Consider the following 20,761-nt stretch of genomic DNA (forward strand, 5'->3'; position numbering starts at 1 on the left):
AGGACTGGCTGTTTACTTCAGCCAGTCCCTTATTTCTTCATAAGGAATCAATATTTCTGTAGGGCCCGTGGCAAAGGCTGCGATCTCGTAGTTATTGTAGTAGAATGCGATCCCTTCCTTTTTAAAACCGTAGTTCTGATTCAATTGAAACTTGTCGTCCGCGAATTCAAAATAGTTGGCGTTTAGCGAGGCTGTGTCGGCCAGGTTGCGCACGTGGCGGAACGCTTTCTCGCCTGCTTTAACCAACGCTTCCTGGTAGCCGTGGCGAAGGAGATGGTCGAGCGTGAATTCTGCACCCGTCCGGGGATTCACATTGATGTAGTAAACGCCATAACTGCCGTGTGCGGCACCTGCATAGTATTCTTCATGAACCGATAGGCTCACCAAGGTATCGATCAATGTTTCTACAGTTACATGGCCCTTGTAGTACCATCCCCCGGGCACGTCGGGCGATTCCTTCCGGAAGTCTTCATAGTCCTGGACAAACTCCGCGCCGATCTGCTCCATGGCCTTTCCCTCAGCCTCGGGGTTGCCCATGCTCACCGTGCGGTCGATGTCTCTCTTGAGTTGGATCGCTACGGCGGTGTCGAGGCCCGTAAAGATGGGGTAGGTCACTTCGTAAAAAGCACATTGCAACGAGTCGGTCTTGCACCCTCCCGGCGACTCTACGCGAAAAGTCTTGTTTTGGAACGTGATGTCACCCGCTGTTTTCTCTTCCTTTTTTGCGCACGCCACCACAACAAGGGCAAGCGCGATGGCGGGAAAAAGATGCCTCATCCCAATCCTACTTCGGAGTGTTAAATATTTCGTTCAGTTTTCTCTCCAATGCGGGTCCGCGCAAGTTCTTGGCAATGATCACGCCCTTGGGATCCAGCAACACCGAGAAAGGAATACCGGTGATGTTGTACGTTTTGGCTGCTTCGGACTGCCAGTATTTCAAATCCGACACGTGCGTCCAGGTCAGGTTGTCTTCGCCAATGGCCCGCATCCAATCTTCCTTGCGACGGTCCAGTGACACGCCAAATACGGTGAAGCCTTTATCTTTAAACTTGTTATAGACCCGCACCACGTTGGGGTTTTCCTGGCGGCAAGGGCCACACCATTTTGCCCAGAAATCTACCAGCACATATTTGCCTTTCATCGACGAGAGCTTCACCACTTGGCCGGTAGTATCCGGAAGCGCTATTTCAGGCGCGGGTTGACCGATGGCAATGGTCTTCATGGTATTCACCAGGGTAACGAACGCCTTGGCGTGGTCGTAGTTGGGCCACTCTTTTTTAAGCTTGTCGGCCACGGCGAGATAGACATCAAAGTATTGATCTTTATCGAGCACCGTTCCGCCTTGCAGCAAATTGATCACGCCCAATGAAGGTGGTTCGTTGCGCAGCAGTTCGGCCACCTGGTCGCGGCTCTTTTTTATAAGCTGCATATAGGTGTCCTGGAGCGCTGCCATTTTCTTTTCGTCGTGCGCTTGCACGGCCACCTGGAAGTCGCCATTCAGTTTGGCAATCTCAGGCGACGATTCGCCACTGCGCAGGATGCCTTGTGTCTTACGGATCACCTCGATCTCGGGCGAGCCTTTCACTTCGGCAAACCCGTTTGGATCGTTGCCATCCACATTCACTTCGACATTGCTCTTATACAGGATCAGGTCGATGGATTGCTGGCCATAGAAGTTGATCTTATAATAGCCCGGTTGCGACAACGGTACTTTTTTAGAGAACGTATAGTTGCTTTTCAACTGGATGGTATCCTGCCAGCCACCGCCGTTCTTCATTTCCTGGATCACGATCTGGCCGGTCTGCGGGAAGCCGACCTTACCGGTCACCGTCACTGTCCACGTGTCGCCGCCGACCGCATTTGCTTCAGCGTTCTGCTTCGAAGAAAACGAGCAGGAAAGTGAAATCGCAAAGAGCAGAAAAAAGAATGCCGACCGCTTCAAACGCGGGAGGTTCGATGCACCCTCTTTTGCAGGGTGATTTTTATTTTCGGCGATGGGGTCCATCGCGTTGGGGGTCGTTGTCATACCTCTTCCAGTTTTTTAGTTATCAATGCATTGGCCACTTTCGGGTCGGCCTTTCCCTTGCTGCGCTTCATGACTTCGCCCATGAACATGCTGACGATGCCTTTCTTGCCGTTCTTATATTCTTCCACCTTCAGGGGAAATTCTTTGATCACTTCGTCGACGATGGGGAGTATAGCATCCTGGTTGCTATCCTGGATGACATTCAATTGTTGTGCCACGTCCAGCGCCGACTTGTTCGGATTCTTCAACAGCTCGGGAAAAACCCGTTGTGATGCTGTAGAGAAGCTGATTTTATTGTCGTCTACCAGGTTCATCAGTTCCACCAGCACCTGCGGCGGAATGGGGAATTCGTCCGCAGAAAGGGTAAGCTCGTTCAGACAGGATTTCACGGGGCCCATCACCCAGTTGGATGCCGCCTTATAGTTCTTGGTGAGCTTGCACACTTCCTCAAAATAGAGCGCCACGTCTTTTGAGTCGGTCAACACCTGGGCGTCGTATTCGGAGAGGTGGAATTCTTTTGTGTATTTGTTGTACAGATCGCGGGGAAGTTCCGGCATAGAGGCCTCGATCTTGGCCAGCCATTCTTCCGAGACTTTGAGCGGGCTGAGGTCGGGATCGGGAAAATAGCGATAGTCGTTCAACTCCTCTTTCGTACGCATGCTGTAGGTGAGGCCGGTGCCGGCATCGAACGTGCGGGTCTCCGAAAAGATGACATTGCCTTTTTCGGTTTCGATGATCTGGCGTTCGATCTCGTGATCGATGGCGTGCTGCACGTTGCGGATGGAGTTCATGTTCTTTACCTCCACCTTCTTTCCAAATTCCTTTGCCCCTACCAGCATGACGGAAATGTTGGCATCACAACGCAGCGAGCCTTCTTCCATGTTGCCGTCGCAGATGTCGAGGTAACGCACCAGCTTGCGGACTTCCGTAAGGTAAGCGTAAGCTTCATCGGAGGTCTTAATGTCGGGTTGAGTCACGATCTCAATGAGGGGAACGCCGGCGCGGTTAAAATCCACCAGCGTATCGGTCTCTTGCGCCAAGTGCATGGACTTGCCTGCATCTTCTTCGATGTGAATGCGGTGGAGCTCGATATTGCGTTCACCTTCTTTTGTATTGATCGTCACATAACCGCCCACGCAAATCGGCGTGCGATCCTGTGTGATCTGATAGCCTTTGGGAAGATCGGGATAGAAATAATTTTTCCGGTCGAAGATGTTGAATCGCGTGATCGTGGAGTGGCAGGCCAACCCCATTTTGATGGCATACTCCACCACGGTCTTGTTCAGCCTCGGCAAGGTGCCGGGGTGCGCCAAGGTGACGACGCCTACATTCGTGTTGGGCAAGCTTCCGTATTCTGTCGAGTCGCTGTTGTAGATTTTACTTTTGGTCAGCAACTGCGCATGCACCTCGAGGCCGATCACTGCGATATACTTATCTCTGATTGATTTATCCATGTCTTCTCTTATAAACGTATGCAGGTCCAGTGACCTGGCATTTCATTTTTTAAATACAGCCTTTTCTAATCGGTCGATCCTCTCGACATGATCTGCCAGTTTCAGAATTGATCGTGAATTTTCGGCTGCTATAAGGTTCAACTTTATCATTTCACCCTTCATATCCTTTACGTCTGATTTAAGATCATTCACGTCCGATTTAAGATCATTGACATCTGATTTAAGATCATTCACGTCCGATTTAAGATCATGAACATCTAATTTAAGATCATGAACATCTAATTTAAGATCATGAACATCTGATTTAAGATCATTGACGTCCGATTTAAGATCATTAAAGTCCGATTTAAGGTCATTGACATCCGATTTAAGGTCATTAACATCTGATCTCAAGCCCCCGATCTGATCCGACAGACGATCCGACTTCCTGAGCGACTCGGCCAGCAGCTCTTCAATCCTCGATTGATTCTCCATAACATACATAGTTTTAAAATTTACAACTTGTTATTTTATGAGGATCAAAATCTTGCTTCTACTCTCTTAATTCTTCGACCCGGCTGCTGAGTTCATCCATCCGGGTCGCCAATATATCCAGCTTTATGATGACACCATCCACCTTTTTTGCCAGTCCATCGATCCGGGTACCGAAGTAACCGAGCCGCGTGGTGAGCAAATCCCTTTCATTGGTGGGTAGCTCAAACTTTTTCAACAACTCCGTTAACAATTCCTCTATCCTCATTTGATTTTCCATAACCATTATCATTTAGGTTTAATATGCTATGCATCACGAGGATCAAATCATTGTCAAAAAGACGGGTTTATTTCATTATCAATTTACGTGCTTTTTCAGTAACGGCATCCAAACCGCTTAAGTTCTTTCCACCGGCTGTCGCGAAAAAGGGTTGACCTCCCCCACCGCCGTCGATTTCCTTGGCCAATTCCTTCACCAGGTTGCCGGCATGGTAGGTGTTGGTCTGCGCCAGCTTTTCGCCGATCATCACTGCCACCTGCGGTTTGCCATCCACATCGGCCGCCAACACCAACAAGAGATCGTCGAATTGGTTGCGTAAGCCGTAAGCGATGTTTTTCAACACATCGGCCGTGGGCACAGAAACTTTTTCGAGAATGAGGTGATAGCCATTTTGTTTCACCGCTTTCAAGGCCAATTTATCTTTCAACTGGTTGGCTTGTTCCTGCTGATACATCTCCAGCTTTTTCTCCAGCGCGTGCTTTTCGTCCAGGAGATTCTTTGTCGTGGCGATGAGGTCCTTCGGATTTTTCAAAAGACTTTTCACCTGGTCGAGCATGTCCACCGATTCCCGCACAAAACGCTCGGCTTCCTCGGCCGTGATCGCTTCGATCCGTCGGACACCGGCGGCCACCGAGCTTTCGGACACGATCTTGAACAACCCGATCTGCCCCGTAGACGACACGTGCGTACCGCCACAAAGCTCTACCGAAAACTTCGGATCAAAGGTAATGACCCTGACAAAGTCACCATATTTTTCCCCAAACAGGGCCATGGCGCCCAGGCCTTTGGCTTGCTCGATAGGCACGTTTCTTCTTTCATCCAGCACGATGTCCTCCCGCACCTTCCGGTTCACGATGTCCTCCACCTTGCGGATCTCTTCGGGGGTCATGGCGGCAAAATGAGAGAAGTCAAAACGAAGGATCTTATCGTTTACCAACGAGCCCTTTTGCTCCACGTGCTTGCCCAACACCTGGCGCAGCGCCGCGTGCAGCAAGTGTGTAGCCGAGTGGTTGTCCATGCTCAACTGTCGCTTGTGACGGTCTACCACGGCGTGAAAAGTAGCTTCCATATTCACCGGCAGCTTGTCGGCAAAATGAACGATGAGTTCGTTTTCTTTTTTTGTATCGGTAATAAAAATTTTCTCGTTCGCGCTTTCGATATATCCGGTGTCACCTTCCTGTCCGCCACTTTCTGCATAGAAAGGGGTGCGGTCGAAGACCAGTTGGAAAAGTTCTTTGTTCTTCTGTTTCATCTTGCGATACTTCACCACGGTCACTTCCGATTCCAGGTGGTCGTAGCCGATGAACTCGGGTTTCTGATCGTCGCCCACCAGTACCCAGTCGCCGGTTTCTTTTGCAGCGTCGGCCTTGGAGCGGTTCTTTTGTTTCGCCATCTCCACCTTGAACCCATCTTCGTCGACGGAAAAACCTCGCTCACGCGCGATCAATGATGTGAGGTCGAGCGGAAATCCAAACGTGTCATACAATTCAAAGGCCTGTTCACCGGTCAGGGTCTTGTTCGCGAGCTCACCCTCCAGGCTTTCAATGCGTTTCAATCCCTTATCGAGTGTTCTCAGGAAAGCGTTCTCTTCTTCAAAGATCACTTTGCTGACATAGTCTCTTTGCGCTTCCAATTCCGTGAAGACATCTTTCAGTTGGTTCGACAAAACAGGGAGTAGCGAATAGAGGAACGGTTCCTTAAAATTCAAAAACGAATATCCATAGCGCACCGCTCTTCTCAGGATGCGGCGGATCACGTAGCCTGCGCCCGTGTTAGAGGGAAGCTGTCCATCGGCGATAGCAAAAGACACGGCGCGAATGTGATCGGCTATGACCCGCATCGCGATGTCCGTTTTCTCGCTGCTGCGCAATCGCGGGTTGGTCAGATAGGTAGTGTCCTGATAAGCAATATTCGATTGCTCGGAAATGAAACGGATGAGCGGCGTAAAAACATCCGTGTCGTAATTCGAACTCACCAGATTGATGGCACGACACAACCGTTCGAAGCCCATGCCGGTGTCCACGTTCTTGTTGGGAAGGGGTTTGAGCAGGGTTAGATTGGAGCGTAGCTTTTCGCGGGCTGCTTTCTTGTCGGCTCCTTTATATTCCAGGTCGAACTTCAGCATTTCGCCACTGCCTCCCTTTTGGGGATTCCAGTAGCGTTCGAATTCCATGAACACGAGGTTCCATATTTCAATCACCTGGGGATGATCATTGTTGACCAGTTCCCGGCCGGGCACGGCCTTTCTTTCGGCATCCGATCGCAGATCGACGTGGATCTCCGAGCAGGGTCCGCACGGCCCGAGGTCGGCCATCTCCCAGAAATTGTCCTTTTTGCTGCCTTGAATGATCCGGTCTTCGCTCACGAAAGACTTCCAGAGGTCGAATGCCTCCTGATCGAAGGCCAGGTTATCGTCTTTATCGCCACCGAACACGCTCACGTAGAGCCTGTCTTTGGGCAGTTTATATTCCACCGTCAGCAGTTCCCAGGCCCATTCGATGGCTTCCTTCTTAAAATAGTCGCCAAAAGACCAGTTTCCCAGCATTTCGAACATGGTATGGTGGTAGGTGTCGATCCCCACTTCTTCCAGGTCGTTGTGTTTTCCACTCACTCTCAGGCACTTCTGAGTGTCGGCAATGCGCGGGCTCTTCGAAATGGCGTTTCCCAGAAAAAAGTCCTTGAATTGCACCATACCGGAGTTGGTGAAGAGCAAGGTGGGGTCGTTTTTCAGCACCAAAGGCGCTGAAGGCACGATCGTATGGCCTTTGGAGGCAAAAAAATCTAAAAACTTACGTCTGATCGAACCCGAGTCCATTACCTGTTGTGTGGTTTAAAAATTTTGAACGTTACGATTTTTACTATCTTAGCCCGCAAAAAAATACGGCAAGCCACAAAATTAAGCGCATATGACGGAGAATAAGCAGGTATCGAGGATTTTTTTATGGCTTGGATCACCTTTAAACGCTTAATGTTTTCCCGGACCTGATGTCGAACTTCAAGTATCACTACAATCCAAAAACCTGCCAATACGAACGTGCCCGCTGGGATGTGAAAGACATTTTGTGGTATGTCGCCGGATTGGTTACAATGGGGCTCCTCTTTTGCGGGGCCATGATCTTCGCCCACGACTCCTTCATCGAATCCGAAACCGAAAGGCTGCTGCGAGCGGAAAACCAGGTGCTGGAAAAGCATAAACCGGTGCTCGAAGAACAACTGGCCACTGTGGAAGCCACCCTGGTCAGCTTAAAAGAAGACGATAAGGCGCTATACACCAAGGTATTCAACAGCGACCTGCCACAATCGGAAACCTCCGCCTCCACCCTCTCGAAAGAAAAAATCCTACTCGCCGACGCTGCCGGTTTCAAGGACATGATGGAAATCCTGAAGTCCAAATCGGAAGCCCTGCGAAAAACTTCTGCCAACAGCAACGCCTTCTTTGGCAACACTACCCACATCACCAAAGACCAGTTCGACATCATGGGTTCCATACCCTCCACACAACCCGTGGCGAATACGCAACTGGATTTGTTAGTGTCGGGCTTTGGCGAACGCATCAATCCTTTTCACAAAGGCAACTATAAACATCCCGGTGTTGACTTTGCAGCAGCGCGCGGCACAGCAGTGTCCGCCACGGCGAATGGCAGAGTCGTCACGATCAGCAAAACTACCCTGCAAGCCGGCTATGGCAACTACATCGACGTAGACCACGGCCATGGTTTCGTAACGCGCTATGCGCACCTGGAAGAGATCAAGGTGCAACGCGGGCAAAACGTTTCAAAGGGCACAGTGATCGGCACCGTGGGGAGTAGCGGAGGTTCTACGGCGCCACACCTGCACTATGAAGTGATCCGTGATGGCGAACCGGTGGATCCTGCGCGTTACCTGATGGAAGGATTGTCGAGCGAGCAACACATGAAGTTGCTGAAACTAAGTTCCAAACAAAACCAGTCGCTGGACTAATGGGAAAAGTTAAATACCGATACAATCCGAAAACCTGTAAATACGAACCGTGGTATTTGAGAGGAAAAGCGCTGCAAGATCAGGCTGCTATCTTCATCGGATTGTCGCTCCTTCTGGGCGGACTCTTTTATTTTGGTTATTCGCGCAACTTCGATTCGCTGGAAGAACAGTTGCTGAAAAAGAAAAACATCACGTTGAAAGTAGAGTGGCAGATCCTGGAAGATCGCATTCAGGCGGCCTTCGCCGAATTGAATACTCTTGTAGAGCGCGACGACAAAAACTATCGCGTCATCCTCGACTCCAGCCCGCTGGCACCCGAGATCCGCGAAGGCGGTGTTGGGGGTAGCGAAAAATTCAGCACCGAAGGGTTGAAGGATTTTCCCACCGTGATTTCCGACTACGCCATCCTGGAGAAATTGAAGAGCAAAGTCGACGTGGAAGTGCAGTCCTATAAAGAACTCAATTCCATTTTCACCGAACGCATACAAATGTGGGCGTCGCGTCCGGCGATACAACCCATTAACAACAAACAATTGGAGCGGCTGCACATGAGCTATGGCGCGCGTTTTCATCCCATCTACCACCGCTTCATGGAACACAAGGGCCTTGACTTTGCCGCCGCCAACGGCACGCCTGTATACGCTACGGGCGATGGCAAGGTGATCATGTCCCACTACTCTAGTTCCTATGGCAATGTGATCTACCTCGACCACGGTCATGACTATGAAACCCGTTATGCCCACCTTTCCCGTTTCGCGGTGAAAGAAGGCGACATCGTGAAGCGCGGCCATGTGATCGGCTACGTGGGCAACACCGGAACGTCGGTTTCGGATCACTTACATTATGAAGTGCTATTCAAAGGCCAGCACGTGAACCCCATCAATTTCTTCCAGCGCGACCTGAATAACAAAGAGTACGAACGACTCATCGAAGCCGGCAGCACCGACGCCAAAGTGCTGGATTGATTTCCTGGATAAAATAATGTCCAGTCCATGAGCACCTTGAACGAAGCAGGAAGCATCCCTTCGTTTTTTGCTTGTAGCTTTATGAAATCTCCCTTTCTTTGTGTTCCGTTCTACAAATCTGTTTCGCATGCGCCTTTTATTCCTGTTCATTTTCGTTTCGATCTCTACTGCACTAACCGCCCAGGTGGTGGATAGCACGATGGTGGATAGCACCGCGGCCAAACCACCGGCACCCCATGTGGTGAAAGACACCGTGACGCTGGTTGGCGTGGGCGACATCATGATGGGAACGAACTACCCGGAAAGCATGCTTCCCCCGGACGACGGCGCCTTCCTGATGAAAGACGTTGAGCCTTACCTGAACGATGCCGATGTCACCTTCGGCAACCTGGAAGGCACGCTGCTGGACACCGGCGGAACTCCAAAGACCTGTCGCGATCCAAAAGTGTGTTATGTCTTCCGGACACCCGTCCGTTTTGTAAAGAATTTGAAGAGCGCAGGGTTCGACATGATGAGCCTGGCCAACAACCACGCCGGCGATTTTGGCGAAACGGGCCGTCAAAGCACCATGAAGACCCTGAATGCCGAAGACATCAAACATGCCGGCCAAGTCGTGCAGAAATATGTGTTGTTCACCAAAGACAGCCTCACCTATGGCCTTGTCGCCTTCGCTCCCAATAGCGGCTGTGTGAACCTGAACGACCTGGAAGGCGCAAAACAATTGGTAGCCCACCTGGATTCGATCTGCGACGTCGTGATTGTGTCGTTTCACGGGGGCGCTGAGGGTGCTCAATACCAAAACGTGCCCCGCACCCACGAGCTCTTCCACGGCGAGGATCGCGGTGACGTCTATAAGTTCTCGCATACCCTGATCGACGCAGGCGCCGATGTGGTGTTTGGACACGGACCGCATGTTACGCGTGCCGTTGAGGTCTATAATGAGCGGTTCATTGCCTATAGCATGGGCAACTTTTGCACCTACCGGGGCATTAGCGTATCAGGGGTGAATGGTCTTGCCCCCATTATCAAGCTTTATACCGATGCGCATGGCAAGTTTTACAAGGGTAAAATCACACCCACCTATCAAACTTATGGCGGCGGCGTGAAAGTTGATCCTCAAAATCAGGTAATTAAGAGGATACAGGAGCTCACAAAAAAAGATTTCCCGGAATCAAAAATTCAGATTGCCGAGAATGGTTTAATTACTTACCTTGCTCAATAACATGGCGTATAAGGAAAAGGAAATCGAGAAACTTTACTACTCCATTGGAGAAGTTGCAGAAATGTTTAGCGTGGCTCCATCACTCATTCGTTTTTGGGAATCGGAGTTTGACCTCATTAAGCCGAAGAAAAACCGCAAAGGAAATCGTCAGTTTACCAAGGAGGACATCGATCATGTCCGGACGATCTACCACCTCGTAAAAGAGAAAGGCTTTACCCTGCAAGGTGCCAAAGAGATGCTGCGCAACGACACACAAGCCGTGCGCGACAAAATGGAGTTTATGGACTCCTTGAAAAAAGTCCGCAGCTTCCTGGTGGAGCTTCGCGAAAAGTTACATTGATCGTTTTCCTCCTTTTAACCAAGATGTTGTAGACACGCGAAGAAAACCCTTCGCCCATCTTTTGTTCGATCCTCCCTTATTTTTTTACCCGCATGGATCAGAACAGGCTTTCATTGCTCGCTCTTCACTTTATTCCTGGCATCGGAAATCATCTTGTCCGCCAGCTAATCAGCTATTGTGGCTCGGCTGAAAAAGTCTTTCGCACACCCCGCGGCAAGCTCTTGAAAATTCCCGGCGTGGGCATGGTCACGGCCGAAAGCATTCTGTACGGCCGTCCCTTTACCCTGGCGGAGGCCGAAGTGCTTCACGCGGAAAAAGAAAACGTGCAACTCATCTTCTTCACCGACAAGAACTATCCCTCACGCCTGAAGCAGATCAATGATGCTCCCTCCCTGCTCTATGCCCGTGGCAACATCGACTTTGAAATACCCAAAACGGTGGGCATCATTGGCACGCGGCGGGCCACCCCGTATGGCAAACAATGTGTCGATGACCTGATGACCGCATTGGTGCCGCACGCACCCCTCATTGTAAGCGGGCTAGCCTATGGCATCGACATTCACGCCCACCGGCAGGCATTGAAAAATAATCTGCCAACTGTGGGTGTCATGGGTAGCGGCATCGATGTGATTTACCCTTCGCTCCATACGGAAACCGCCCGACGCATGGAAGCCCAAGGTGGCCTCATCACTGAAAATCCTTTTGGGGCCCGGCCTGACGCACATAATTTCCCAGCCCGCAACCGCATCATCGCCGGGCTGTCGGATGCGCTCATTGTTGTAGAAGCTGCCGAGAAAGGCGGCGCGCTGATCACGGCCGAGATCGCCAACAGTTACAACAAAGATGTGTTTGCTTTTCCCGGGAATGTCGGGCAAAGTTATTCGGAGGGATGCAACGTCCTCATCAAATCCCACAAGGCAAATCTGCTCACCCACGTGAAAGACCTGGAGTATCACATGAACTGGAGCGCCGGTGTGAAGCCCCTGAAAAAGAGAATACAATTCGATCTTGATGAATACGACGCCGACGAGCAGGAGGTATTAAAGCGGCTCCTTGAAAACAACCACCAGCTCACCATCGACGAGATCAGTTGGCGGACGGCATTGCCGATCGGCAAACTAGCATCTATTTTATTGGGATTGGAATTAAAGAATATTGTCGCGGCGCTTCCCGGAAAGGTGTATAAGCTGCTGGTGGGATAAATCTTATTGTCCCTGGTCTTTCTGGTTACATTTTTCCTTGATCACCTCATAGGCTTTCAGATCGCCCAACTCGCCGGCTTTGCTCAGGTCGAGGCAACCATTTTTCATATCGCCGAACTCGATGCGCAGGATACCCCGCATATAGTAAGCATCCACATTCTTGGGATTGATCTGGATGATCTTGGAACAGTCGTTGATCGCATCTTCATAGGCTTGCAAGAACTGTTTGGCTTTGCCCCGGTTGAAGTAGGCTTCGATATAGTTTTCGTTGATGGTGATGGCCGAGGTGAAATCGGCAATGGCGCCGTAATAATCCTGGAGCTTCATCTTCACGTTGCCACGGGCAAAGAAAGCGTCGGCAAATTTCGGATTCTTTTCGATGGCGGTGTTATAGTCCTTCATGGCGCCGTGGCGATCGTCGAAGTTGTCTTTGATGTTGCCGCGAATGAAGTATGCCGGAGCGTAGTTGGGGTCGATATCGAGGGCCTTGTTCAGGTTCAACAGCGATTCCATGAACTCATGTTTCTCATACAGCTCACGGCCTTTTTGGGTAAGGTCCTTGGCATTCTGCGCGTGGGACAAGATCGAAACGAGTAACAAGCCAAAAAGAATAAAACCGGGGCGCTTCATATTATCGAATTTAATCAAAGTTAACAGATTAAGATCAGGCCTTCGGCGAGAAGTAATATTTTCAATGCTTTGGGAATATTTCGTCCGCCATTTTCCATGCGGCGCTGAATTGGGTTGGATCAATGCCGGTGGCCACGCCTTTTTCTTGCAGGTAGGACAGGATGGTTTCGGTGGCCAGGTTGCCGACCAGGTCGTCGTTGGCCATCGGACATCCGCCAAAGCCTTTGATGGCCCCGTCGAAGCGGCGACAACCCGCCTCATAGGCGGCTTCGATCTTTTCGCGGGCCGCTTGCGGTGTGGAGTGAAGATGAACGCCTATTTCGGCTTGTGGATAGCGCGTCGACAGGGTGGTGAACAAGGACCGTATCGCCGGCGGCGTGGAAACTCCAATGGTATCGGCCAGGGACGTGACGTCGGAGCCAAGGATCATCAGCCGGTCCACAAATTGAGCAACACCTTCGGCGTCGTATGGATCGCCATAGGGATTTCCAAAACCCATGCTGATGTAAGTCACCAATTTTTTACCCGACCGCAGGCAGATGTTCTTGATCGCCTCCAAAGTTTGCAACGCTTCGGCGATGGACTTGTTGGTGTTGCGTTGTTGAAACGTTTCGGACATCGACAACGGGAAGCCCAGATAAGTAACGCTTTCAAAGGTCGCCGCTTCTTCCGCACCCCGGGTATTGGCCACGATGACCAGCAGCTTGGATGGCCCCCCATCCCAATCCAACTGATTCAATACGTCGGCTGTATCGCGCATTTGAGGGATCGCTTTTGGCGATACAAAGCTTCCCGCATCGATTGTGTCGAAGCCTGCTTTCAGCAACTGGTTAATATATTTAACTTTCAACGTTGTGGGTATAAACGTGGAGAGGCCTTGCATGGCATCGCGCGGACATTCGATCAGTTTCATAGGCGATTATGCATTTTTTGGGAAGCGGGGGAGAAAAAAGCCGGATTAAACATACAAACGAAAGCCGGTAACTCGCAACGGAAGGGAAATATTTACAACTAACGGTGACTAATGCGCTTCATCCCCCATTTTTATAGTTTTACAAGGAAAGCAAGATTAACCCTCTATTGAAACCACTCTACCACTAACACTATGCCTCTACCGGAATTTAGCGGCGCCCTGGGAATAAAACGAGCCGCCCATCTGTTACGACGGGCAACGTTCGGGGCGACCAAACAGCAGATCGACGCCTTCGCGGCGTTGACCCCTGCACAAGCCATCACTTCCCTTTTCCGGCAATCACTACCCGACCCTGCCCTACCCATCGATCCCAAAACGGGCCAGGTATGGGTGCTGTCGCCGGTAACGGATGCCAACAGCGACGACCTCGACAGCTTCCTCCGGAAATGGATCATCGGTCAGATGATCAGCGCCGGGGTACCCTCCGGGATCTCGCTCGCCTACAGTGCCCGCGAAAAGATGGTGCACTTTCTGCACACGCACTTCACCACCATCATGTCGAAGGTGAGCAACAGCCGTTCGATCTATTACCAGAACCAGTTGTTCCGAACGTTTGCCCTGGACGCCCTCAACGGCAACCCCGACATCAACTTCAAGAACCTCACCGTAAAGGTCAGCGTCGACAACGCCATGTTGCGCGTGTTGGATGGCAACCTGAACGTGAAGGGAAGCGAAAACGAAAACTATGCCCGCGAATTGCTGGAGCTCTACACCATCGGCCGTGGCCTCGAGGGCACCCTTCCGCCAACGACCGAGCAAGGCGACTACGGTGTCTATAAAGAAGACGATGTAAAAGCCGCAGCCAAAGTGCTGTCGGGCTGGGATGTGGATGAAGACTTTGCCAACCTCGACCCTGACACCAACCTGCCCCGGGGCAAAGTGAAAGGCTCTCCGACCAATGCTTCGTCGCACGACAATACCGTAAAACAATTCAGCGTACACTTTGGAAATGCAACGGTCCAACCCGACCCCACCCTGCTGAGCGGCGGCAACCCCACCGAAAAAAGTGCCCTGGACGAAATCCGCCAGTGGATCGACCTGATTTACTCCAGCCCCCAAACCGCGAAGAACATTTGCTGGAAGATCTATCGCTTCTTTGTGTATGCTCCGCATACACCGGAAGAAAGCATCGCCATCGACGGCGCCATCATTACTGAAATGGCCAATACGTTTAAGGCCGGCGGTTATAAACTGCAACCCGTTATCGAGAACTTGTTGCGCAGTCAACATTTCTATGAAGCCACCTCCGGCACGGTGACGGACGATAACTTTGGAGGCATCATCAAGTCGCCGCTTGACCTGATCATCCCAACCCTGCGGTTCTTCGACATCACTGTACCGGACATCGTCTCGTCCACTACTGAGTTTTATGATGCCACCGGCGAGATCGAATCACAGGTGACCACGCAGGCGATGAAATTCTACGAGCCCTCCGACATTGCCGGTTACGAATCCTATTTCCAATTCCCCATCTATCACCGCTGGTGGATCACGCCGAACACCTTGGCCAACCGTTATAATTTCATCCGCACGCTCATCACGAGCATGGAGCAAGGCATGTTCAAAGTGAACGTCTACGATTTTGTAAAAAACAACATCCCGAATGCCATCGCCGCCGACGCCCGACTGCTCACGATGGAACTGGCCAAATACCTGCTCCCGGTGACGGACAATTTAACCTTCGACGATGCAGCCGATGATACCTCGGGCCTGACCGCCAAGCGCCTCAACTATTTTAAGGAACGCTTCCTGCAAACTTTTGACGAAGCCTATTGGACCACACGCTGGAACGCCAACGAACCCGATTTGCGCGACCAGTTGGAATACCTGTTCAACAGCATGCTGCAGTCGCCCGAATATCAACTTGCATAAAGACAAAAGACATGAACAAATCGAGAAGAGACTTTTTAAAGAAGCTTCCGTTGGCGATGAGCATACCCTTCGCGATCGGAGGTATTCCCCTGCGTGTGTTAGGCGAAGGCAGCTCATTAGCGCGCATGGCGGCGGCCAGCGGCAACGACCGCGTGCTCATCATCCTGCAATTGGCCGGTGGCAATGACGGATTGAATTGCCTTATCCCCGTTGAGAAATACGACGAGTACCATACCCGCCGCGCCAACATCGCCATCCCTGCCAAGAACAGCTTGCGCAAATATATTCCCCTGGACAGCACGTTGCCGTCCGACGCACAAGTAGGGCTTCACCCAGACATGCTGGCCATGAAGGGCCTGTATGACCAGGGACGTGTCACCTTCGTGCAAGGCGTATCGTACAAGAACAACAACGGCTCTCACTTCCGCGGACGCGACATCTGGTTCATGGGCGGCTCGGCCGATGACTATTATCAATCCGGTTGGGTTGGACGTTATTTGGAGGGAGAATTCGCTCCGAAGAAATACCCGGAAGATTTCCCCAATCCGGAAATGAAAGACCCGCTGGCCATCGAAATGGGCAACGACGTGTCGCTCATCTTTCACCAGCAAGGAAATATCCCCACATCGATCTCGATCAGCAGTCCGGAACAATTCGCGCAACTGGTAGGCGAACTGGAAGGCTTCCTTGACGAAGAAGTGGATCCCCGTGGTTTGCCACCCGATTATTTGAAAGGATCTCCCTACTATAAAGAGTTGGACTGGATCCTGAGCCTGGAAGATAAATCCAAGGACTATGCGCAACGCCTGGCCGAAGTGTATGAAGCGGGCGGAAGCAGTTCGGTGACGTACCCGGAAAACTACCCCTTCAATGCGCCCAAGGGAAGCCTGAAAAATCCTTTGTCGGGACAATTGAAATTGATTGCCCAATTGCTGGCAGGCGGATGTCAGACAAAAGTATTCCTCGTGAAGGTGGGTGGTTTCGACACCCACGCCGACCAGGTTGAAAAATACGACACCACCATGGGAGGCCATGCCGCATTGATGTATCACATCTCCACGGCCATGAGCGCGTTCCAGGAAGACCTGCGTTCGCGCGCCTTGGAAGAGCGCGTGCTGAGCGTAACGACTTCGGAATTCGGACGACGGATACAATCCAACGGAAGCTATGGCACCGACCACGGTACCGGCGGGCCGTTGTTTATTTTTGGACGCGGCGTTCAGCCTGGCGTGGTCGGTAAGGTGCCGGACTTGTCGAAAGGCAACGTCGACATGCAATACGACTACCGCCTCGTCTATGGGAACATCATGAAAGACTGGATGTTGGTGGACGACACCCATCTGAACGAAATTTTCCCCGGCCTGATGACCTCCACCGGCACTACCGATGGGGTGACCTTCCAAACGCTACCGCTGGCACAACAGATCATCACCGGCACGGAAGGATTCATCAGCGACCGTTTCTCGCTGGGAGAATGCTTCCCGAACCCCGCCAAGGACAAGACTTCCTTGTCGTTTACGTTGAACAGCACCAACCAGGTGAATGTGGACTTAATGGACAACCAGGGAAAAGTAGTGAAGGCCATGGTGAACGGCGTATATGAACCGGGTGAGCACAAAGTCGATGTAGAGCTAACCGGTTTGCCGACCGGGCACTATATTTATCAGTTCAAAACCGGATTTTATAAAGAATCCAAGAAACTAGTTATCATAAAATAAAACCCTAAGACCTTACCCGTGATGAAACGACGCTATCTCGTGCTGCTATTTTTTCTCGTAGCCGCTACGGTCCACGCCCAGGAAAAAAAACGATCCGGTTCCGACAAAAAAAGAAAATCGGCCGCCTACAACAAGAAGTCAAAAGAAGATGACAAATTTCTGGAGAAGCAATGGTGGCTCGGCTTCAAAGCCGGTCCCAACTTGTCGAAGGTGTCGGTAGATAAGAGTTATGCGGTGGTCTCTCCCACCAATTATGATGCATCCAACATCGGCAAAACCTACAAGAATTTCAGTTTGATGGGTTCACAAGCCACCCTCGAGGTGTCGTTTTACTTTAAGGGATTTCTGATCAGCTTCCAACCGACGTATCAGCGAAGCCGGTTTGAGTACAGCAACCAATTCAACTGGATGGATACCATCCCGGAGCATAACGTGACGTTGAACTATCACCAGGAGCAAAAACTGAGTTACGCCGTGCTCCCGCTGTTGGTAAAATACGATTTCCTTCATGGCCGCCTGCGTCCTTATGTGCAGTTGGGCATTTACTCCGCGTTGTTGTTGGATGCCACCACCATCGTCACCGTGAGCGGTGTGGACCAGGCCAGCGGGGGCGCTAACGAATTCAAAAATGAACCCATCATCGTAGGCTCGAAAGATCTGTTTGCCAAATCGCATTGGGGTCTTCTGGGGGGCGTCGGATTGAACTATAACCTGGGCAATAACGTCCGCCTCAACTTCGACGTATCCTATAAGTATGGCATGAGCAACATTTCGTCTACCAAAAACCGGTACAGCAGCGACCGGTTGTCGGGCGTGGGCGATGCAATGGACGACCTGACCCTGGACAACGTGGCCGTTACCCTAGGGTGTCTGTTCCCGCTGCGTTTCCTCTCCAGTGGTTTTAAAACATTAGATAAAAAATGATTTCTGTCATGCTAAAAAAATACTATTCGTTGCTGCTGTTGGTCTGGGGAGTATCGCTCTTGTCCGGATGTTCGGAAAAATCCAACCCCACATTCGATCAGCAAAATTTCGCTTCGATCTTTGACAACAGCAAGTTCGACGCCTCCTACTTCCCCATCGACATGCGCGAGACCCCCGACGGTGGCTACATCGTGCTCGGTGGCCGACGCCTGAGTGAGAACTCCGACTTTGCCGGCATCTACCTCTTGAAAGCCGATAAGTATGGAAAATTTGTAAAAGAGATCGAAGTTCCAGCCTCCACCGGTGTTTATCCCGTGGGCAAGCTCATGGAATATCAGACGAAGTACTACTTCTTCTGCATGGACGCGCAATCCCTTCAGGCTCAGATCGCCAACGTGGATGCCTTGTTAGAAGCCGTAAGCGTTACACCCGTACAAGGAGACCTCACGTATCCGGCGGCAGCATCGTTCGCCAACAATAACTTTATATTGCTCAGTTACAATAACAACGACAAGCTTTCAGTGATCTCCGTCTTGAATACAGACGGTGGCATTCTGAAATCCAAAGGCTACGACATCGGTGTAGGCTCCGACGACCAGATCATCACCGAAAAATATGTCATCGAACACTACCTCCGTACCGGAAGACAGTGGCCCTTTGAAGCCGGCGTGATGGCGAATGGGTTGTACTATTTTAATGGATTCTATAACTACACGTTTTCCCTCGTGTTCACAAACGCGTCGTCAGACGAACCGTCGAATGTGGCTCAGGGACAAAGTGATAAGGGTGGATTGAGCGGTGTCTCCTACCTGGGCGCCAACAAGTTCGCGTTGTCGCGCTTCAGCTATGGCAATAATTATTTCCTGCCCGGCAAAGACATTCCCGGTGGCGACCCGGCGAGTTCCGACTTTGGTGGCTTCACCCTTCCCGAACTGGTGCCCGACGCTCCAGTGAAGATCCTGCAAGCCAAGACCGACACCAAGAATGCGTTGGTATACGCCAGCAACACGAAGTCGAAACAGATCGGTTTATATTTCTATGAACAGGAAACCGGAACCTTTATCAGCAGCCGTTACCTGGGATTCTCCAATCCCTATGAGATCGCCAGTCTCATCCAAACATCCGACGGCGGCCTGGCAGTGTGTGGTACCACCTATCTGGCGGGACGGTTCCCCCGGATCTGCATCTTTAAAATTTCCAAAGACGAGTTGAGCGGACAGCTCGACAAATAGTATCGCGCGATGCGCAAGTGCATTACCCCGGGGTAAAGGACCAACCTATATCCCGGGGTAATTACTTTTTTATACCTTGCCAGGGAATCTTTTGCGTATGAATGTCCAGGAAAACGTAGAGTTGCTCCCCTACAACACCTTTGGGATCAAAGCCAAGGCAAGATATTTTACTGCGATCCGGTCCATCGCCGAAGCACAGGCGTTGATCGCTTCCAATCTCTTCCGGAAAGAGAAGCACATCTTTTTAGGCGGTGGCAGTAACATTTTGCTGACCAAAGATTACGACGGACTGGTCGTGAAGGTGGAACTGCGGGGCAAAGAGATCGTTCGGGAAGACGACAACACGGTGACGTTGAAAGTCGGCGCGGGCGAAAACTGGCATGCTTTGGTTATGCATTGTGTGGCGCAGGATTGGGGTGGCGTGGAGAACCTTTCCCTCATTCCGGGCACCGTCGGAGCCGCTCCGATGCAAAATATTGGTGCTTATGGGGTAGAAATAAAAAAAAATATTTTGGCCGTTGAAGGGGTGGAAATCGGCGGCGGCGAGGTGACTTTGATGAGCAACGAAGCATGTCATTTTGGGTATCGCGAAAGCGTCTTCAAACATGAAGCAAAGGACAAGTTTTTAATCTCAAGTATTACTTTAACCCTCACCAAAAAAAATCACGCGTACAACATCAGCTACGGTGCGATCGAAGAAACGTTGAAGCAAATGGGACGCGAAAAGTTGTCGGTAAAAAACATTAGCGATGCAGTTATCCACATTCGTCAAAGCAAATTACCGGACCCCGCGCGCGTTGGAAATGCCGGAAGTTTTTTTAAAAATCCTTCAATACACGCTGATTTACACGATTTTTTAAAGAAGCGTTATCCTTCCCTCCCATCTTTTCCATCGTCCGATAGCCTTGTAAAAATTCCTGCAGCATGGTTGATCGAGCAATGTGGATGGAAAGGAAAAACATTCGGAGCCATCGGTGTTCATCCGCTTCAACCCCTGGTGTTGGTGAACTATGGAGGTGGTGAAGGCGAAAAAATATGGCAACTCGCCATGGACATTCAAGGCAGTGTAAAAGAAAAATTCGACATCATTCTTCAACCTGAAGTGAATGTTTTATGAACGATGAAGTGATGAAAATCCGATCGATCATGCATCACTTGCACATGAAAAAAAATCTCGCCTTGAAAAAATTTTTCGTAAAAAATTTTTGTGTGTAAATATTTTGTTATAACTTTTCGTATCGTTTAACAAAAAAATCAAAACGCTATGGCAAAAACAGCGAAGAAAACAGCTAAAAAAGCAGCCAAGAAAACTGCTAAGAAAGCTGCTAAGAAGAAGAAGTAATTAGGCAAGGCCTAAGGAAACTTTGCGAAGGGAAGTAAATTAGATTTACTTCCCTTTCGTTTTTCATAAGCGTTGTGTCGCCATCAACGGCATTTTAATTTCCATCACACCGTCGCTCATCGACCGTTACATCTTCCCCTCCTCGTCTCT

The 20,761-nt window shown here is 50.6% G+C and carries 18 protein-coding genes; 10 read left to right on the forward strand and 8 right to left on the reverse strand.

Going from position 1 to position 20,761, the window contains the following annotated elements:
• Nucleotides 1–12: 12 nt before the first annotated feature.
• The 6 genes from D4L85_RS28185 to alaS all read right to left on the reverse strand — a co-directional run bounded on the left by D4L85_RS28185 (nt 13) and on the right by alaS (nt 7,046).
• Nucleotides 13–777: an RsiV family protein gene (locus D4L85_RS28185; protein WP_119757441.1), complete on the reverse strand. Its 765-nt coding sequence runs from the start codon at nt 775–777 to the stop codon at nt 13–15.
• Nucleotides 778–784: 7 nt separating this feature from the next.
• Entirely contained in the window at nt 785–2,026 is a 1,242-nt protein-coding gene (locus D4L85_RS28190; RefSeq protein ID WP_119757442.1) for a TlpA disulfide reductase family protein, read from the reverse strand.
• Nucleotides 2,023–3,480, reverse strand: a complete 1,458-nt coding sequence (gene gatB, locus D4L85_RS28195; protein WP_119757443.1) for an Asp-tRNA(Asn)/Glu-tRNA(Gln) amidotransferase subunit GatB — start codon at nt 3,478–3,480, stop codon at nt 2,023–2,025. Before gatB ends, D4L85_RS28190 begins: the two co-directional genes overlap by 4 nt.
• A 42-nt stretch (nt 3,481–3,522) precedes the next feature.
• Complete coding sequence (locus D4L85_RS28200) at nt 3,523–3,954, reverse strand: hypothetical protein (protein WP_160144055.1); 432 nt, start codon at nt 3,952–3,954, stop codon at nt 3,523–3,525.
• A gap of 58 nt (nt 3,955–4,012) precedes the next feature.
• A complete protein-coding gene (locus D4L85_RS28205) occupies nt 4,013–4,231 on the reverse strand; it encodes a hypothetical protein (RefSeq protein WP_160144056.1) in 219 nt (72 codons plus the stop codon).
• Between the two features lie 67 nt (nt 4,232–4,298).
• Nucleotides 4,299–7,046, reverse strand: a complete 2,748-nt coding sequence (alaS, locus tag D4L85_RS28210) for an alanine--tRNA ligase (protein WP_119757446.1) — start codon at nt 7,044–7,046, stop codon at nt 4,299–4,301.
• 170 nt (nt 7,047–7,216) lie between these two features.
• Here alaS and D4L85_RS28215 point away from each other — a divergent pair, with 170 nt between their 5' ends.
• From D4L85_RS28215 to dprA, 5 genes are all read left to right on the forward strand, one after another.
• Nucleotides 7,217–8,191 carry a M23 family metallopeptidase gene (locus D4L85_RS28215; protein WP_119757447.1) on the forward strand — a complete coding sequence of 325 codons (975 nt, stop codon included), beginning with the start codon at nt 7,217–7,219 and terminating at the stop codon, nt 8,189–8,191.
• The gene (locus D4L85_RS28220; RefSeq protein ID WP_119757448.1) at nt 8,191–9,156 is read left to right on the forward strand and encodes a M23 family metallopeptidase; all 966 of its coding nucleotides are present in this window, start codon (nt 8,191–8,193) and stop codon (nt 9,154–9,156) included. The genes D4L85_RS28215 and D4L85_RS28220 overlap by 1 nt, the downstream gene beginning before the upstream one ends.
• Before the next feature lie 127 nt (nt 9,157–9,283).
• A complete protein-coding gene (locus D4L85_RS28225; RefSeq protein WP_119757449.1) occupies nt 9,284–10,378 on the forward strand; it encodes a CapA family protein in 1,095 nt (364 codons plus the stop codon).
• Between the two features lies 1 nt (nt 10,379).
• Nucleotides 10,380–10,718 carry a MerR family transcriptional regulator gene (locus D4L85_RS28230; RefSeq protein ID WP_073131720.1) on the forward strand — a complete coding sequence of 113 codons (339 nt, stop codon included), beginning with the start codon at nt 10,380–10,382 and terminating at the stop codon, nt 10,716–10,718.
• 92 nt (nt 10,719–10,810) lie between these two features.
• Nucleotides 10,811–11,920 (forward strand): DNA-processing protein DprA, encoded by a 1,110-nt coding sequence (gene dprA / locus D4L85_RS28235; RefSeq protein WP_119757450.1) that lies wholly within the window; start codon nt 10,811–10,813, stop codon nt 11,918–11,920.
• A 3-nt stretch (nt 11,921–11,923) separates the two neighbouring features.
• On the opposite strand, the gene D4L85_RS28240 is transcribed toward dprA, so the two are convergent.
• Together D4L85_RS28240 and D4L85_RS28245 are read right to left on the reverse strand one after the other, a co-directional pair.
• Nucleotides 11,924–12,550, reverse strand: coding sequence for a tetratricopeptide repeat protein (locus tag D4L85_RS28240; RefSeq protein ID WP_119757451.1), 627 nt, complete (start codon nt 12,548–12,550; stop codon nt 11,924–11,926).
• 61 nt (nt 12,551–12,611) lie between these two features.
• Nucleotides 12,612–13,463, reverse strand: a complete 852-nt coding sequence (locus D4L85_RS28245) for a hydroxymethylglutaryl-CoA lyase (protein ID WP_119757452.1) — start codon at nt 13,461–13,463, stop codon at nt 12,612–12,614.
• Nucleotides 13,464–13,655: 192 nt separating this feature from the next.
• Here D4L85_RS28245 and D4L85_RS28250 point away from each other — a divergent pair, with 192 nt between their 5' ends.
• The 5 genes from D4L85_RS28250 (at nt 13,656) to murB (ending at nt 20,386) form a co-directional block, all read left to right on the forward strand.
• Complete coding sequence (locus D4L85_RS28250) at nt 13,656–15,395, forward strand: DUF1800 domain-containing protein (protein WP_119757453.1); 1,740 nt, start codon at nt 13,656–13,658, stop codon at nt 15,393–15,395.
• 11 nt (nt 15,396–15,406) lie between these two features.
• Entirely contained in the window at nt 15,407–17,113 is a 1,707-nt protein-coding gene (locus D4L85_RS28255; protein WP_119757454.1) for a DUF1501 domain-containing protein, read from the forward strand.
• Between the two features lie 21 nt (nt 17,114–17,134).
• Nucleotides 17,135–18,037, forward strand: coding sequence for a porin family protein (locus tag D4L85_RS28260; protein ID WP_119757455.1), 903 nt, complete (start codon nt 17,135–17,137; stop codon nt 18,035–18,037).
• Between the two features lie 8 nt (nt 18,038–18,045).
• Nucleotides 18,046–19,269 carry a hypothetical protein gene (locus D4L85_RS28265; protein WP_160144057.1) on the forward strand — a complete coding sequence of 408 codons (1,224 nt, stop codon included), beginning with the start codon at nt 18,046–18,048 and terminating at the stop codon, nt 19,267–19,269.
• 97 nt (nt 19,270–19,366) lie between these two features.
• Complete coding sequence (gene murB / locus D4L85_RS28270; RefSeq protein WP_119757457.1) at nt 19,367–20,386, forward strand: UDP-N-acetylmuramate dehydrogenase; 1,020 nt, start codon at nt 19,367–19,369, stop codon at nt 20,384–20,386.
• The last annotated feature ends 375 nt before the right edge of the window (nt 20,387–20,761 follow it).

The sequence above is a fragment of the Chryseolinea soli genome, assembly GCF_003589925.1.
In the GTDB taxonomy this organism is placed as follows: domain Bacteria; phylum Bacteroidota; class Bacteroidia; order Cytophagales; family Cyclobacteriaceae; genus Chryseolinea; species Chryseolinea soli.

What these genes read in the sequence shown, in the direction of transcription:
- D4L85_RS28185 (WP_119757441.1), bottom strand. Translation starts at nt 777, where the DNA reads ATGAGGCATCTTTTTCCCGCCATCGCGCTTGCCCTTGTTGTGGTGGCG.
- D4L85_RS28190 (WP_119757442.1), bottom strand. Translation starts at nt 2,026, where the DNA reads ATGACAACGACCCCCAACGCGATGGACCCCATCGCCGAAAATAAAAAT.
- gatB (WP_119757443.1), bottom strand. Translation starts at nt 3,480, where the DNA reads ATGGATAAATCAATCAGAGATAAGTATATCGCAGTGATCGGCCTCGAG.
- D4L85_RS28200 (WP_160144055.1), bottom strand. Translation starts at nt 3,954, where the DNA reads ATGGAGAATCAATCGAGGATTGAAGAGCTGCTGGCCGAGTCGCTCAGG.
- D4L85_RS28205 (WP_160144056.1), bottom strand. Translation starts at nt 4,231, where the DNA reads ATGGAAAATCAAATGAGGATAGAGGAATTGTTAACGGAGTTGTTGAAA.
- alaS (WP_119757446.1), bottom strand. Translation starts at nt 7,046, where the DNA reads ATGGACTCGGGTTCGATCAGACGTAAGTTTTTAGATTTTTTTGCCTCC.
- D4L85_RS28215 (WP_119757447.1), top strand. Translation starts at nt 7,217, where the DNA reads ATGTCGAACTTCAAGTATCACTACAATCCAAAAACCTGCCAATACGAA.
- D4L85_RS28220 (WP_119757448.1), top strand. Translation starts at nt 8,191, where the DNA reads ATGGGAAAAGTTAAATACCGATACAATCCGAAAACCTGTAAATACGAA.
- D4L85_RS28225 (WP_119757449.1), top strand. Translation starts at nt 9,284, where the DNA reads ATGCGCCTTTTATTCCTGTTCATTTTCGTTTCGATCTCTACTGCACTA.
- D4L85_RS28230 (WP_073131720.1), top strand. Translation starts at nt 10,380, where the DNA reads ATGGCGTATAAGGAAAAGGAAATCGAGAAACTTTACTACTCCATTGGA.
- dprA (WP_119757450.1), top strand. Translation starts at nt 10,811, where the DNA reads ATGGATCAGAACAGGCTTTCATTGCTCGCTCTTCACTTTATTCCTGGC.
- D4L85_RS28240 (WP_119757451.1), bottom strand. Translation starts at nt 12,550, where the DNA reads ATGAAGCGCCCCGGTTTTATTCTTTTTGGCTTGTTACTCGTTTCGATC.
- D4L85_RS28245 (WP_119757452.1), bottom strand. Translation starts at nt 13,463, where the DNA reads ATGAAACTGATCGAATGTCCGCGCGATGCCATGCAAGGCCTCTCCACG.
- D4L85_RS28250 (WP_119757453.1), top strand. Translation starts at nt 13,656, where the DNA reads ATGCCTCTACCGGAATTTAGCGGCGCCCTGGGAATAAAACGAGCCGCC.
- D4L85_RS28255 (WP_119757454.1), top strand. Translation starts at nt 15,407, where the DNA reads ATGAACAAATCGAGAAGAGACTTTTTAAAGAAGCTTCCGTTGGCGATG.
- D4L85_RS28260 (WP_119757455.1), top strand. Translation starts at nt 17,135, where the DNA reads ATGAAACGACGCTATCTCGTGCTGCTATTTTTTCTCGTAGCCGCTACG.
- D4L85_RS28265 (WP_160144057.1), top strand. Translation starts at nt 18,046, where the DNA reads ATGCTAAAAAAATACTATTCGTTGCTGCTGTTGGTCTGGGGAGTATCG.
- murB (WP_119757457.1), top strand. Translation starts at nt 19,367, where the DNA reads ATGAATGTCCAGGAAAACGTAGAGTTGCTCCCCTACAACACCTTTGGG.